Origin of the sequence: Methanosarcina sp. WH1 (genome assembly GCF_000970005.1) — an archaeon.
GTDB lineage: Archaea > Halobacteriota > Methanosarcinia > Methanosarcinales > Methanosarcinaceae > Methanosarcina.
On sequence record NZ_CP009504.1, the window covers coordinates 1646273 to 1661358 of the forward strand.

15 protein-coding genes are annotated in these 15086 nt (G+C 41.4%); 8 read left to right on the forward strand and 7 right to left on the reverse strand.

What is annotated here, in order from left to right; genetic code table 11:
* Window positions 1–228: 228 nt before the first annotated feature.
* The 4 genes from MSWH1_RS07270 (at window position 229) to MSWH1_RS18950 (ending at window position 3751) form a co-directional block, all read left to right on the forward strand.
* Window positions 229–2649, forward strand: coding sequence for a PAS domain-containing protein (locus tag MSWH1_RS07270; RefSeq protein WP_231591925.1), 2421 nt, complete (start codon window positions 229–231; stop codon window positions 2647–2649).
* Window positions 2646–3059, forward strand: coding sequence for a response regulator (locus MSWH1_RS07275; RefSeq protein ID WP_048127351.1), 414 nt, complete (start codon window positions 2646–2648; stop codon window positions 3057–3059). Before MSWH1_RS07270 ends, MSWH1_RS07275 begins: the two co-directional genes overlap by 4 nt.
* 284 nt (window positions 3060–3343) lie before the next feature.
* Window positions 3344–3514, forward strand: a complete 171-nt coding sequence (locus MSWH1_RS19970) for a hypothetical protein (RefSeq protein ID WP_231591927.1) — start codon at window positions 3344–3346, stop codon at window positions 3512–3514.
* Between the two features lie 18 nt (window positions 3515–3532).
* Entirely contained in the window at window positions 3533–3751 is a 219-nt protein-coding gene (locus tag MSWH1_RS18950; protein ID WP_156148102.1) for a hypothetical protein, read from the forward strand.
* Between the two features lie 372 nt (window positions 3752–4123).
* Here MSWH1_RS18950 and thiI read toward each other — a convergent pair whose 3' ends face one another.
* The gene (gene thiI / locus MSWH1_RS07285; protein ID WP_048130293.1) at window positions 4124–5362 is read right to left on the reverse strand and encodes a tRNA uracil 4-sulfurtransferase ThiI; all 1239 of its coding nucleotides are present in this window, start codon (window positions 5360–5362) and stop codon (window positions 4124–4126) included.
* A 411-nt stretch (window positions 5363–5773) separates the two neighbouring features.
* Here thiI and MSWH1_RS07290 point away from each other — a divergent pair, with 411 nt between their 5' ends.
* Window positions 5774–6016 (forward strand): hypothetical protein, encoded by a 243-nt coding sequence (locus MSWH1_RS07290; protein WP_197074624.1) that lies wholly within the window; start codon window positions 5774–5776, stop codon window positions 6014–6016.
* 377 nt (window positions 6017–6393) lie between these two features.
* Here MSWH1_RS07290 and MSWH1_RS07300 read toward each other — a convergent pair whose 3' ends face one another.
* Complete coding sequence (locus MSWH1_RS07300; RefSeq protein ID WP_048127358.1) at window positions 6394–6840, reverse strand: hypothetical protein; 447 nt, start codon at window positions 6838–6840, stop codon at window positions 6394–6396.
* A 325-nt stretch (window positions 6841–7165) separates the two neighbouring features.
* Here MSWH1_RS07300 and MSWH1_RS17460 point away from each other — a divergent pair, with 325 nt between their 5' ends.
* Both MSWH1_RS17460 and MSWH1_RS07310 read left to right on the forward strand, forming a co-directional pair.
* A complete protein-coding gene (locus tag MSWH1_RS17460; RefSeq protein ID WP_052722767.1) occupies window positions 7166–9262 on the forward strand; it encodes a histidine kinase dimerization/phosphoacceptor domain -containing protein in 2097 nt (698 codons plus the stop codon).
* A gap of 182 nt (window positions 9263–9444) precedes the next feature.
* Window positions 9445–9885 (forward strand): universal stress protein, encoded by a 441-nt coding sequence (locus MSWH1_RS07310; protein WP_048127359.1) that lies wholly within the window; start codon window positions 9445–9447, stop codon window positions 9883–9885.
* Window positions 9886–10144: 259 nt separating this feature from the next.
* Here MSWH1_RS07310 and MSWH1_RS07315 read toward each other — a convergent pair whose 3' ends face one another.
* Together MSWH1_RS07315 and MSWH1_RS07320 are read right to left on the reverse strand one after the other, a co-directional pair.
* Window positions 10145–10423, reverse strand: a complete 279-nt coding sequence (locus MSWH1_RS07315) for a hypothetical protein (RefSeq protein ID WP_048127361.1) — start codon at window positions 10421–10423, stop codon at window positions 10145–10147.
* A 2-nt stretch (window positions 10424–10425) separates the two neighbouring features.
* The gene (locus MSWH1_RS07320) at window positions 10426–11184 is read right to left on the reverse strand and encodes a PspA/IM30 family protein (RefSeq protein ID WP_048127363.1); all 759 of its coding nucleotides are present in this window, start codon (window positions 11182–11184) and stop codon (window positions 10426–10428) included.
* A 407-nt stretch (window positions 11185–11591) separates the two neighbouring features.
* On the opposite strand from MSWH1_RS07320, the gene MSWH1_RS07325 reads away from it, so the two are divergent.
* Window positions 11592–12332 carry a V4R domain-containing protein gene (locus tag MSWH1_RS07325; protein ID WP_048127365.1) on the forward strand — a complete coding sequence of 247 codons (741 nt, stop codon included), beginning with the start codon at window positions 11592–11594 and terminating at the stop codon, window positions 12330–12332.
* A 34-nt stretch (window positions 12333–12366) separates the two neighbouring features.
* Here the strand turns inward: MSWH1_RS07325 and MSWH1_RS07330 are convergent, their stop codons facing one another.
* From MSWH1_RS07330 to MSWH1_RS07340, 3 genes are all read right to left on the reverse strand, one after another.
* Window positions 12367–13062: a DUF2110 family protein gene (locus MSWH1_RS07330; protein ID WP_048127367.1), complete on the reverse strand. Its 696-nt coding sequence runs from the start codon at window positions 13060–13062 to the stop codon at window positions 12367–12369.
* Window positions 13063–13106: 44 nt separating this feature from the next.
* Complete coding sequence (locus MSWH1_RS07335; protein WP_048127369.1) at window positions 13107–13778, reverse strand: hypothetical protein; 672 nt, start codon at window positions 13776–13778, stop codon at window positions 13107–13109.
* A 124-nt stretch (window positions 13779–13902) separates the two neighbouring features.
* The gene (locus tag MSWH1_RS07340) at window positions 13903–15069 is read right to left on the reverse strand and encodes a tRNA (guanine(10)-N(2))-dimethyltransferase (protein ID WP_048127371.1); all 1167 of its coding nucleotides are present in this window, start codon (window positions 15067–15069) and stop codon (window positions 13903–13905) included.
* Between the last annotated feature and the right edge of the window lie 17 nt (window positions 15070–15086).

The following is a 15086-nucleotide window of genomic DNA, read 5'->3' on the forward strand; positions in this document are numbered from 1 at the left end:
TAATAATATCCATATCTCAACTCTACAAAATCCGGTTACACATCATATGCTTTTTAAATAATGGATACATAACAAATCGCATATATTTTTTACAATAAAATTCCGATGTGCTGGATTGAAGGGATCAAATAGCGGAAAAATGAGAATATCCGCAAAAGGCTATTTTTAACCCTGTTTTTAAGCAAAAATATGATTTTTGCTCTGAGATCTAAGAGACTAAGGCAAAAAGTGAAAAATGGGGGACTGGAAGTTATTAAAAGTAACAGCTTGCCCGAGAAGAAAAAAGAGGCTAGAGAATTAGGACGGGAAAACTCAATGGTGCCGCACGAAAAAATAATAGAGCTCCATCCTTTGGAGAACCCAAACCCTGTCCTAAGGGTAGAAATGACTGGGAAAGTTCTTTTTGCCAATAGAGCAGCCTGCTTTCTTCTTGAGCATTGGGGTATAAAAGAAGGAGAGGAACTTCCTCAATCACTGAAACACAGTATAAGAAAGATTCTTTCACAGAAACAGCCTGAAACCCTTGAAATCAATGTAGGGAAAGTTTTGTGTGCTCTAAAGCTTTATCCTTATTCGGAAGATGGGTATATAGACATTTATGGGTTTGATATAAGTTACAGGAAGTGGGATGAAGAAAAACTCAGATCCTTACATGAGAGACTGGATAAACTTGTTGAGCTAAGGACCCTTGAGTATATAGAAGCAAACGAAAAACTTGCACAGGAAGTAATGGAAAGAAAGAGGATTGAAAAAACCCTTCTGAACAATGTACAATTTCTTGAGACCCTTCTTGACAGCATTCCAAGCCCTGTATTCCAGAAGGACCTGAATGAGATTTATGTAAACTGTAACGAGAGTTTTGCCAGGCAAATCATGGGGCTTCCAAAGGAGATGGTCATAGGGGGCTCATCCTCTGAGTTTAAGAAAAGAATTCCAAATGAGCTAGCTGAGATCTATTTTAAACATGACAGGGAACTTCTCGATAACGGGGGAAGCCATTACTCCGAGACCAGGGTTATCTGTGCTGATGGTGTAATTAGAGACTTCCTGTTCCATAAAGCTACTTACGAGGACATTTCTGGAGAAGTTGCCGGAATTGTGGGCGTAATGCTGGATATTACCTCGCGCAAAGAAGCTGAAAAAATTATCAGGAAAGGTGAGGAGATATACAGGATTGCTGCTGAGCAGACTGGGCAGATAGTGTTTGAACATGACCTCAAGGAAAATGTTGTCAAATGGGCAGGAGCTATTCGGGATGTCACGGGATATACGGTAGAAGAATTTAATAAATTCGGCAATGTTTCGTGGGCTAACCATATTCATCCTGAAGATAGGAAAAGAGCCCTAGGTGAATTCAGGAGATTCCAGAAAACCGAGAATAAGTTCCGTATTGAGTACAGATTCAGGAAGAAAGATGGAAACTATATCCATGTGGAAGACAGCGGAATCTATTTGAGAGATGAAAATGGGAGTGTTCGAAAAGCTTTCGGGGTAATGAAAGATATAACCGGTATTAAACTGGCTTCAGAAAAACTGCACGAAAGTGAAGTGCGCTACAGGTCCTTCATGGAAAACTTCAGAGGAATTGCTTTCCAAATGGGACCTGACTTCACCCTGATTCTCATAGATGGAAATATAGAAGAAATCTCAGGATATAGGAGAGAGGACTTTATTTCCGGAAAAGTTGACTGGTACCAGCTTGTTCATCCTGCAGACCAAGAAAAGCTTTTTGATAATAGAGGGAGGTTGGCAGATGACCCCTCACTCTTTATAGAGCACGAGTACCGGATAAGGCACAGGGATGGAAAATTAAGGTGGGTCCGTGAGATTCTCCAGAACGTTTCCGATCCTGCAGGCAAGAAGATAATTATACAGGGGACGGTCTATGATATTAGCAGACAAAAAGAAGCTGAAGAATCTCTTACAAAAATGGAAGAAATCCGTAAAAAGGAAATACATCACCGGATTAAGAATAACCTGCAGGTAATCTCAAGCCTCCTTGAACTTCAGGCAGAGAAGTTTAGCGACATGGAAGTTCTTGAAGCTTTCCGTGAGAGCCAGAACCGTGTTGCTACAATGGCAATAATTCATGAGGAGCTGTACAGGTCAAGAAATAACGAGGCTCTGGATTTTTCAGCTTACCTTCAGAAACTGACAACGGACCTGTTCCACCCATACACTGTCAGAAAAGGGGATGTCAATATGCAGCTCGATATTGAAGAGATTTTCCTGGGAATGGATACTGCAGTTCCTCTAGGGATTATTATCAATGAGCTTGTATCCAATTCTCTGAAACACGGGTTTCCATCAGGTCGGAAAGGTGAAGTTTGCATAAAACTCTGCAGAACAGATGAAAATAATGAGAATAAAAGTATAAGTAATATCATTAATAATACTGGAGCTAAGAGTTCAGTTGATAATAATATCCAGTACACACTGGTAGTTTCGGACAATGGGTTGGGTTTTCCGGAAAATGTTGATTTCAAGAACACGAGCTCCCTGGGTCTCCAGCTGGTAAATATACTTGTCGAGCAACTGGAGGGCACGATCGAACTTGAAAACAATTCGGGAACTAAGTTCAAGATATGGTTTAAGGAGTCCTGCCAGTCATCTGAAAATGTATCCAGTATCAAAGGGGAGATACAATGAAAAAGGCAAAAATTCTGGTTGTTGAAGACCAGAACATCGTCGCTCTGAACATAAGAAACAAACTCAAAAACCTGGGTTATACTGTACCCGGTACTGCATCTACAGGAGAGGAAGCAATCAGAAAAGCAGAGCTGACGAATGCGGATCTTGTTTTGATGGATATCATGTTGAAAGGAGACATGGATGGAATAGAAGCTGCTCGTGAAATAAAAGCCCGCCTTAAAATTCCGGTCCTGTATCTGACAGCTTATACTGACGATGAATCCCTTGAAAGGGCTAAAATGACAGAACCGGCAGGATATATTTCCAAGCCTTTCAAAGAAGAGGACCTGCATAGCAATATTGAGATGGCGCTCCATAAACACAGAACCAAAAAAAAAGATATTGAGAGTTCCAGTAATGATGGATAAAACTCTTCAATAAATCTTAAATAAAGCCTTTATCCGGTTAAAACGGATACTCGTTTCCCAAAAATTCAATATATTTTCTGATAAGTACACTACTGTTCTTACCCGATAAAAACATGGGGTCAACTGGTTAATTATTCAGAATATATTGGAAAATAAGAAGATAAAAAACAGGGGGAAATAACGTATAAAGCAAAGATTCTGGTCGTTGAAGATCAGAATATAGCGGCTCTGAACATTAGAAACAGGTAAAATAATATGGTTATACTGTTTCCATTATTGCTATTTTGGGAGAAGAGGCAATAAGAATAACAGAACTTACAAATCCTGATCTTGTTTTGATGGATATTATGTTTAACGGAGACATGTTTAACGGAGACATGTTTAACGGAGACATGTTTAACGGAGACTTGGTGGGGATTGAGGCAGCTTGCTTAAATAATTTCAGAGATTTCTAGCGCCTGGAGTTCAGGATAGTGACTATATTAAAAAGGATCCAGATGCCGCAGAAAAACCAGAATACAGGTCCTGCGGTGTTTACAAGAAACTCACCTGTTTCCGGATTATCAGGGAAAATATCGATATACAGTGAACCTGCAGTCATCAGCAGGAAACTTGTGATAGTAAATAAAAGTAAGATTGTCCGTATTCCGGGGGTTTTTGGATCTGAGCGAGAAAAACCATTCATAGAATAGATTAGCAGGAGTAGGAATAAATAATTTTTTAAATTAGTTCGTATTAGAGGAAGTTGTGACTCACTAATAAAAAAGTGTGTAAGTGTGGGCTAATTTATTCCTGTTAAGAAAAAAGGGCGTTAACTACATTCTCAAAATTGTGATTGTGGATTGAACCTGTGGATTGAACTGGAGATTGGATGATGAACTCCATTGGAAGTATAACGCCCAGAATATTAAAAGAAAGAAATCTTATATAAACCATTTCAATTTTATATAATTTGCCATGTATATTATAAAACAGGATACAATTTGAAAGTTTATATACTCATAAATATGAGGGAGTTTTCAGCTATAACGCTAAAATTCCCCATTGTAAAGCCCGGGCTCTAATCAGAGTTTGAGGACTTTTGAAGCTTTCAAAGCATCGCTCACCATAGTCTCGATACCAAGCTTTTTTTCCTCAAGAACTATGAGGTCATAATTTGCCTTTACTTCAGGATGCTCCGGAACTGCAGCGCAACCCCCAGCTGGCCTTGTAGATATATCATAAGTTCCAATTCTACGGGCAATATCCACAATCTCGCTTTTGTCAAAGGCGATTAAAGGGTGATAAACCGGGATAGCAAGCTGATAAATTTCGGCATACATGTTGGCCGCAGTCTGGGAGGCTACCTGTCCGAGGGAAGATCCAGTAATAATCCCACTTGCACCTTCTTTTTTCATAACTTCGTAGGCTTCCCTGTACATCATACGTTTGCAGAGTAGGCATGTGTTTTTTCGGTCACATGTTTCGATAAAAACCCCCAGATTTGGACCGTGAGGAAGTTCATAAGTTGTAAACTGGTGCCCTGGAGCCCATGCCTGGAGCTGGCGGATACAGTCAAAAGCGCGTTCTTTCGCCGCATCTTCTGCGTAAGGAGAGTTATTACAGTAAACAGGGATAATCATTACACCGCGCTTCATCATCAGCCATGCAGCAACAGGAGAATCGATGCCACCTGACATCAGCACTACCATACTGCCCTGCGTGCCGAGGGGAAGCCCTCCCACTCCTTTAACCGTCTCCAGGTAAATATAAGCCAGATTCTGCCTCATCTCGACAAAAATTTCCTTATCAGGAGAGCTCAGGTTAACACTGGGATTTATTCCTTCTTTTTCAAGGGCGTTCCAGACAGCATCTCCACAGTTTCTCCCCAGATCCGCTGAAGAAAAAGAATGGTTTCCACTTCTTCTAGCCCGGATAGCAAAAGACTCTCCTTTCCGAATAAGATCTGTTCCAAGAAGTGCACAGTTCCTGGCTGCACTCTCAAGGTCTGGTTCTGTTATTAATGCAGGTGAAGTTGAAACAACCCCAAAAACGTCTGCTGCCACCCCTGCTGCACGTGGATCTGTTGTCTCAATAAATATCCTTCCCCATTCTCTCCTTATCAGGGAATATGGAATGCTCCTTGAGTCCAGCATTGCAGCAATATTCTTCATGAGAATTTTCTCATACCAGTTCCGAACGCCTGTGCTTTTAAGAGCAAGTTCCCCATATCTAACTATAACAACGTTTGCCCGGTTTTCGAAGCTCTGGTGAGAAGAACCGGAGTCCTTGTTATCCGTACTGTCAGTAAAATTATCTGGCATGTTCTTTCTGTCTCTTTTAGTTTTTTTATCAACATCATATACATTTTTTGATTTGATCTCATCAGAATTGCCTTTCATGGATACTTAACGGTTAGGGCGACATAGCGTTTAAAGGTTTCAGGAAAAATAATTTTTCAGGAAAAAGGATATATGCGGCAACCTGGGGGCCTAATGGAAACATTTAAATATGACGATATTTGGGGGAATATGCTAATTTCAGGTACATATATGAAAGAATATTAAAAAACATGAAAAACTGTCCTTGTGGTCTATCATTGTTAATCGGTAATAAATATATACATACCATAATATTATTTTTGGAAAATCTATATAAATCAGGACTTGTATAATATTGTATGCAATTGTGTATTACGCACAATATCGAAGACATTGGGTAAGACTGGGTAAAAATTGCCCACCTATCGAAACGACGCAAACTATAAAAAAGACAACCACGCCAGGGGTGGAGTACCAATGGAAACTCTGAAAAAGCTTGCCGGAAAATCGATAGTAACAGTGATTGCCGCTTATAGCCTTCTGCTGATACTATTTCCTGTGGGCTGGATCGTTTTGCTCGGAACCGTAATCGGAAGGCCGAGCCCAGAAAAAGGATCTGTCGAAGCGAGAGTCCTTGGGGCAGACCTCGAAGTCTGAAACCCCGAGAAAGAAGGCATGGGTGTTAGAAACCAACAAGGAAGCTCACCAGGGGTTTCTGGAAAACATTCTTGCCGCCCAGCACCGGTGTCGAAACAAACAAGGGAGCTCACAAGGCTTCTGGTCAACATTCACACCACCCTCTTGCAATCTGAAAACTGGTTTCAAGCGGGTGTCGGAAAATAACAAGGGAACAGCGGTTTCAAGAAAGCAATCCAGCTACCTACCATATCAAGAGGCGGATCTGGGAGGACTCGGATGAAAAAGATGGAAACGACCGTTTCTGGCAACATTCAGGCAACCCACTTTTTTTTATTACAATATTGTTTTGTTCTGTTTTGATTAGTTATTACAGTTCTCAAATAGATTCTTTACATTTATGCCTTTATCCCGAACTCAAACTTTCTTCCCGCTCCATTAATGATTGTCTTTTTTCCATCCGCGTAGATATATCTTATTGATATGTTTCCGTCCTCGCCGTACTTTGTCCAGATCGTGGTGTTTTTGTCCTGTGACCACATGTACTCGTATCTGGTGGTGTTTTCATCGCTTCCGGTTTCTATCATGGCTCTGCAAAGGGTTTTGTTTTCAAACTCTTCGGTGCCGGCAATTGTCATATTTAGGGCTTTTCCGGTTGTGGGATTTTTAACCTGGACCTGAGAATCTACAGGGCACCAGTTGCCTTCGGTTTGCTCGGGGAGGTTGATATTTATTTCGGTATCATTGCCCGAAATTGATAGTTTTGTTCCTTCTTCACCCATACAACCTGAAGCGAGAAGGGCGGCTGTGAGAAGTAATAGTATTATTACCTGTTTTTTTGACAAGTTTTATCACCTGAGTTTTATCAAAACCTTATTTTCTATCAAAAATTTATCTTCTGCAAGTTTTCATTTCCAATTAAAGATCAGATACAGCCCATAAAAATAATTCTATTATGCCATTTAAATTTGAGGTATTTGAAGGAAAAAAGAGAGTTTCCAAGTATCCATCCTATTTTCCCACCATGAGACTAAATACTTTTTCTCTTAATACTTTTTCTCTTTTTCGGGAATTGAATTTATCACTTTATTAATAAAAATCTCTTACCTGAAATCTTTTTTATGCAGATTGATCAATATCTATGCACAATAATATGTAAATTTATAGTAAATGGGGGGCGTTGGAATAGTTGTTACTACAGTAAAAAGTGGGAAGAGTGAGCTTCAGTGGATGCGTTATCTCCTTTCTACAAGTCCTTATCCCGCAATGAAGGCTGGAACTGATGGAATTCTACTTTACGCAAACGAAGCCTCAGTCCCTTTACTGAAGATCTGGAGAATCGAAACTGGGCAAAAACTTCCTTTGCAAATTCATTCTCTTGTCCGGAAAGCGATTAGGAAAAAAGAAGCTTTAAACATTGAAGTAAAAGGGGATAAAAAAGAATACTTACTCACTTTTAAACCGGTGGAAAGCGGATATGTGCATATCCATGGAATGGACCTTCCACCCATGATAGCAAGAAAGAAAACACTATTTAAGCAGGAAAAGCAGCAAGAAGCATTTCCTGAAGCTCTGATGGACCGGACTGCAGAAATGGCAGCTTCTGCTCTCAAAGCCGAATTCTGCAGAATTTACAAGTTTTCTCACGACTGCATTGACCTTCCGGAAAATCAGCTTTCTATTCAGGAAATCGGATGTTTTAGACAGCCTGATAAGTTAAATGAGCTTGCTGGTGGAATCAGTGTCTTTATAAGAATGCAGGGAAATATCGGTATAGGTGTAACACTTTACAGAACCATGCCGGATGAGTTTGCCCCTGAAGAGGTACGTTTTTTGAGGTATGTCCTGTCTCTGGTACGTAAAATTCTGAAGTGTAAAAGGATTGATTCCGAACTTCAGGACAGGATACATTTTTTAGAATCCCTGCTTGAGGAGATTCCGAACCCTGCTTATTTTAGAGATGTAAGCCAGACTTTTCAGGACCTCAGTGAGCTTTTAGCCGGGAAAGTTGCCCACTCTCCAGATAGAAATACCTCAGGGTATTCGATGCATGAGCTGGAAGAAGTAATTCCAAAAGAGCTTACCGCCATCTACAAAAGAAAAAAAGGTCCAGGAGTTCCAGAAGAGTTCGGGATGATGCCTTGCATCTGCGGTATGTTCAGGGAAAGCGAAGAAGCATTGAAAATAGCCCTTGAAGTCCAGAAAGCGCTCTGGATTGTCATCAATAACAGTCCTGCAGTCGTATTTTTATGGCGAAACGAGAATAAATGGCCTGCAGATTTCGTGTCTGAAAATGTCTCCCAGTTCGGGTATGAGGTCGAAGACTTCACCTCCGGAAGAATACATTACGGCGATATTGTCTATAAGGAGGATCTAAAAAATGTCCAGGAAGAGCTTGACCGCTGCGTAGAAAACAAATTAGAGAGTTTCAGGATGGAATACCGGATCTGTACAAGAGAAGGGGAATCGCGCTGGGTCGATGAGAGGACTTTCATCCAGAGGGATGCAGAAGGTCACGCCACTCATTTTCAGGGGGTGGTCATTGACATTACTGAAAGGAAGGTTGCAGAAGAAGCTCTTGCAAGGGCTGAGCAGCTCCGGAAAAAAGAGATCAATCACAGGATCAAAAATAACCTGCAAATAGTTTCTTCTCTGCTTGACCTGCAGGCTGAACAGTTCAGTGACAGAAAAGTCATCGAGGCTTTCAAGGAAAGTGAAAGTCGGATTGTTTCAATGTCGCTTATACACGAAGAACTCTATGAATCCGGAAATCTTGACATTCTTGATTTCTCGTCTTATCTCCGCAAATTAATAGCTGATCTCTGCCGTTCATACAGTACCGGGAGTTCAGCTATCAGGGTAAACCTTAATATGAAAAAAGTTTTTCTCGGTGTTGACACTGCAGTTTCTCTGGGCATTATAATCAACGAACTTTTCACCAACGCCATCAAATATGCTTTTCCCCAGGGAAAAGGAGGGGAAATAAATGTTGAACTTTTCGAAGAAGGAACCGGAGACACAGTAAACGAAAAAGCAAGCTCAGGTAAACCCCTTATTCTTAAGATTCCCGATGAAGGTCAGAATTTGCATGAACAATTTACTCTTGTTTTTGCAGATAACGGGAAAGGTTTCCCTGAAGAACTGAATATCAGAAACACGGAATCTCTTGGTTTGCAGCTTGTAAATGCTCTTGTGAACCAGATCGGGGGGAGTATAAGCCTTGAAAGAGAAAAAGGAACAAAATTTACACTTAAATTCAGGGAATAAATCAGGGAAATAACCTGAAATAAGGCACATTTGGATATATCTGAACTTCTAAATCTGAAATCTGAAGAATTTCATATGCGTTTTTTCTCAAAAATTTATTTTTACTGGCTGTTCCATTCAGGATGAAATTTTAATAGTAATACCTGCATATTTTTAACTATAATCTAAAAGGGGTAAATTAAATGAGTGATAATTTTTTCAAAAAAATCCTGATTGCAACGGATGGTTCGGAAAAAGCCGAAAAAGCAGTTGCTTATGGAATAGACATTGCGAAGGCAACAGGGGCTGAAGTATGTGCCCTGTATGTTGTTTCTACCGAGCACGCCGGAACTGCACGGACAGTTATGGGCTGGACCGGGGCATTTGAAGAATATCTTGCAAATAAGGGAGGGGATGCAACTGCCTATGTAGAAAAGCTTGGAAAAGAAGCCGGAGTTAAAGTGGAGCCTATGTACCTGAAAGGCATCCCGGCTGAAAAAATCCTTGAATATGCAGAGGAAAGCAATATTGATTTGATAGTAATGGGCACACAGGGTGCGACCGGAGTCCAGAGATTCCTTATCGGCAGTGTTGCAGAGAATGTTCTCAGGCACTCAAAAGTCCCTGTAATGATTGTCAGGTAATGAAGATCCTCAAAAACTACCAGTTATTTTCACCGATATGATCGCCAATTTGCCAGAACAGCATCCAGTATTCATCGGGATGATCCTGGTGCTGCTCATGATATCCGGTCAACTACTTTTTTGAAGGGTCAGGGATGAGTGTATCTAAGGTTAAAGAAAGGTGCCTGCTCAAAATCAGGCTTCTTGTTGGATAGAAATTCCTGACCCTATTTTTCTGTAACTTGTAGCTTTTTTAAGTTTTTTAGTTCTTTAAAGCTCTTTAATCCTCAAAAATCCCCGAACCTGTAAATACGGATTTTGCTTCTTCAAAGCTCAGGTCTTCCGGGGGTACAATGATATCGGATTCCAGAATTTCTTCCGCGCCAAGTGCTTCAGCTTTCTCCTTAATATCAGAAATTAGTTTCACAAGTTCTTTTCTGAATCCCTCAGCTTTTCCTTCCGCAACAAGGGCTACAATTTTGTTATCTATTTTGTTTAATTCATCGCAGAGGGCTTCAGGCGCCCGGTACTGGCCCTCTCCCATGATCCTGATTATCATTTTCATACCTCCTTTCTTTCTTCCGGGGCTTTGTTTTCTTCCCCTATTTTCGTTTTTTCAGGTTCCTTTCCAGCTTCGGCTTTAAGCTTTGCAAGCTCGGATTCTACACTGCTCTGAGTACTGATTTTTGCAAGTTCACGCTCGATGTCGTCTTTGCCGCTCGTGAGGTCTTCGAGTGCGCCGGCCTCCATAAGCTCGTCAATTGCCTCGGCACGAGCTTTCATTTCATCGGTCTTATTTTCAGCCCTCTCAAGGGCAAGTCCCACATCTGCCATCTCTTCGCTGATCCCTGTGACTGACTCGTTTATCTTCACCTGGGCTTCAGCTGCGGAGTACTGGGCTTTAATGGATTCTTTCTTTGTCCTGAAGATCTCGACCTTTGTAGAAAGTCGCTTTTCCGAAGCTATGAGCTTTTCTTCCTGTTTTTCGAGCTCCATAATTTCCCTGTCAATCCCATCGATCTGCTGCCGGATGGCTGCTTTTCTCTCAAGAGCCATTCTTGCGAGGTCTTCCCGGTCAGCGGCAACTGCCTCTCTTGCCTGCTTCTCAAGCTTCTCATTACTCTGAATCAGTTTTGCCCTCTGAAGCTGAAGGCGCTTTTTAGAGGTTGTTACTTCTGCAACGCCTCTTTTTACATTCTGCAGCAGTTCCAGTTGTTTTTCATAGGAATAATCAAGCGTTTCTCTAGGGTCTTCCATTTTGTTAAGCACTCTGTTCATCTTTGATTTGAATACTGTTTCCATCCTTGCGAATAATCCCATGTGTTTTCCCCGTTGCTTTTTCAAAAATTGTTATGTAATCTAACTGGCATTTTTTTCCTTCTTTTTCTGGAGTAAGTTTTTTGAAAAAATCCTGACATTTTCTTCCAGGTACCTTTTTCTTCCTATTTTCTTCCAGGTACCCTTTTCTTCCTATTTTCTTCCTATGCCTTTTGGTTGGAGTTATATTTTTAGTTTATCTTTACTTTGTTTCACTTTACTTTATCATTTTACTTTGTTTCACTTTACTTTATCATTTTACTTTGTTTCATTTTACTTTGCTTTCGTCTGCCTTCCTCTTCCTCTTTCTTTCGGTTCTTTTTATGTTTGCATTATTATATTTTAAGTTGGATTATTCGTAATCACGCGAACGTTTTATATATTAAAAATACAACTTATCTAAAGATATTATGGCAAAACCTGAGACTAAAACTGAATTCTTTTTTACTGAAAGAGGGCTCATAGCCGTAGACAGCCCTGTTAAACTCCAGATCTTGAATTTGCTCAGGGAAGAGCCAAAAGCGTTTGACGAAATTGTAAAATATACGGCAAAAGCCAAATCAACCATTTCAGTTCATCTTAATAATCTTAGATCATGCAAGCTTGTTGAAGAAATTTCTGACCCTGAAGACCGACGCAAGAAGATTTATTCCCTGAATTCCCAATATCTGGGCTGCTCTCTTGAGCCTTTTATCGGGCATTACAGGAGCCTGCTGGAAAACATTGCTGCAAATGGAAACGACAAGTTCCACTTTATGGAAGCCCTCTTTCATGCGATACTATTTGGTTTTGAAGCATACGGGCTTGATAATGCCCCTGTTGTCAGGATGATTGGAATTGATATCGGGAAGCATCTCTCTGTTAATTTTGAATCAAGTACTTCTGAAGACCTGTTTAATGAGATTGCAGGTTTTATGGAATTTCATGGAGACTGCCGGGTCTCGGTGCTCATGGGGGATTCTCTTGCTCTTCAGGTTGAAGATGACTTCAAGGCCAGGGTCATGCCGGCAATAGGTAAACCCTTCTGTGCCTTCAGAGAAGGCATCCTTGAAGGAATCCTTAAAGAAAAACTGGGTAAAGAGTGCGGCGTCCTGGAAACCGAGTGTTATGGGACCGGGCACATGCGCTGTCTTTTTGAAATTACAATATGAATTATTTTTTTAAATTCACAGTTTTACATAAATATTAACGAGAATCTCCTATTACGACTCCCATTTCGGATTTCAGGCGAGGCCCTATTGCTGACACGATTCCGGGTCCATCTGTTTTTTCGCGGCACACGACTGCATGCTCAAGCAGCCCAAGGCGCTCGATTTCGTAAATATCCCTGCCATGCCCAGTCCTTTTTATTGCGTTTTTAATTTCCGAGCGGGTAGCAGCATTAACGACAACTCTATCAGTGCTTGCTTTTTTCCAGCCCCACCAGAGGTCAAGCTGTTTTTTGGTGAAGCGGGCTTTTATTTTTTTGTTTGCCTCAAATACCTCAACTTCAACTGGCAGATGAGGGATCAGGCCGAATCTTGATGCAAGCTGCTTTGGCTTTCCACTGCCCAGGGCTTTAAGTTCCTCAGTTTCAACGCGCACAGGAATGCCTATGTTAACCATAAAAGCGTCTTCTGTAAAAGCCTGAAGGAAACCCAGGTACACCTTTCCGGGCACGGCTTTTTCTGCAGGGCTTCCGTATCTGGATGTCAGGAGATTTGCTGACACCTCATCATCTTCTCCCTCAAGGGAAAACTCTGCCCAGTTTTCCGGGGTAATAGAAACCTCGACCTTTACCTCGAGGTCTTTCAATTCGTTCTCAACCAGGCCTTTCAGGAGTTCAGTCATTCTTTCCCGGTTTTTTCCATAAATATGCTGGAGGGTTACAACTTTTTTCATTTTCTTCCTGCCACTTTATTCTTTTTCTACCTGTGCCTGCCGTATTAAGTATTTTCCGGTTTCGGGCTCTTCAGGTAAGATTCAAGGAGCTTTTCGGTTTCTTCCAGAGCTGAAACTACTGTTTCGTCAACAGGTGTTTCAGCCATTTCAATCTGGCTATGCAGTTTTTTGACATCCCGGCTGTAAGGGCCAAGTTTTCTAGAAATCATTTCCTTACTCTGCCCTTTCTCAACTGCTTCTCTGTGGATACTCTCTATTTTATTTCTGAGATTCCGGACTTTTTCAAGGATTTCAACACTTAGAAGGTCAAGCTCTTTTTTCATCTCACGTTCGGTTTCTTCTTCCTGTTCTTCGACCTCTTTACCTTCCGTTTCTTCACTGTCTCTGTCTTTTTTCCCTGGCCCATTTTCTCCTGTTTTCAGGCTTCCTTCTCTTGAAGGATACCCATCTGCAATTATATTCCGGAACTCTTTAAGGGCATTTTCTACTTCCTTTCCGTATTCCGTAAGTTCAACAAATTTTATCCGTCCTTCAAATGTGAATCTTATAAGTCCGGACTGTTTCATTTTCGAAAGGATTCTCGTAGTATGGGCAAATGTTGAGTCTATCTCTTTTGAAATAATCGAGGCATAGGTTTTTCCCATCAAACCTATAAATAGCAGTGCAAGAGTGGGTTTTTCCTGCAAAAACAACTTTTCTGCATCTTCGTCGGACATGATATCACATTGAGTTTTTATTGCGGATTATTTCCGAATCTGAGCTCAGGCGTTTATTATTCTTTAATAGTTTATATAATATCTGAACAGTTTTCTACCTCTGGTTTCCATAGGAATATTCTCTTCATCCTGAAAGCGCCAGAATTATTTTCTTTATTTCAGCTACGGGAGCATCTGTTCTGAATGAGGTCCCGCTGAAATGAGTCCTTGAAGCTTCAAACCCGCTGGCTTTAAGGGCCTCTATCAGAATCTCAATACCTGTTGCAGAAGCCCTGAGTTCCTTGCAGATTACGTGCTGGTCATAGAACATGGGAATGTTGATTTCGTCCCTGCAGAATGTAATTATTTTTTTTGCTTTATCTTTCGTGTTTAGGGGACGCGTTTCAAGCTCAGAAATTACCTCATTGCAGAATTCAGGCTCTCTAAAAGGCCCAAGCCACAAAGGTCCTGCAATCTTTATCAGGGCTCCACAGGCAGGGCATTCCCGGTCAATATGGACGGCAAGCCCATATACAGGTCCTCTGAACCCACATCTGGGGCAATGAATACTGAACCCCATGGATTTCAGGGTCCTGTCAACATGTTTAGCCCCGGGAAGAACTTCAAGGTAACTGCGGACATAATGCCGCGTGACATGGGAAAGTAGGGGCAACATCCCTTTTTCATGTTTTGCAAGTTCTCTTGCGCAGGCTCCTAGCAGGACCCTTAAGCCCATCTCGCTGTGATATTCTGTGTTAAGGGGTACGGCTGCATACTTTCTGATTCCCGAGTTCAGGTGAGCTCCACAGAGGGGGGCAGTATCCGTTGCAGTAACTGAAAGCATGCTCTGCGCCGAAGTTGCGGTTGCATCAAGGTAAGGCGCAGGAGTCCCGAATGGGTCAACATCCACGATATGGAATTTCTGCTCATGAAGCAGGACATTTGCGTTCTTGCGTGTAGCCTGAGTTTTTTCCTCAAGCCCGTTAATTTTTATATTTTCCTTTATCAGTTCAAAGGCTTCAGGGCTCCAGTCATTCATAGTCGCATGTATTCCAACCTCCCCTGCGATCCTGAGCCCCCGGATTCCTGATGCAGAAAAGGCATCTACGTAGCGGATCTCCTCTCTCTGTATGTTTTTTCTCGAAAGAAGCCTCTCCACAAATGCTGCAGTTGCTGCAACATTGATATCACGGTTCAGCTCCATCTCCGGGTTATAGAACACCGGCGCAGCCGAGGGAGGGAAATTTGCATCTGGAGGCGGGATCGGAACTGAAATCTTTGTTGTCCCTTCCACTATAGTTCTACAGATCATCTAAAATTGCTATACTT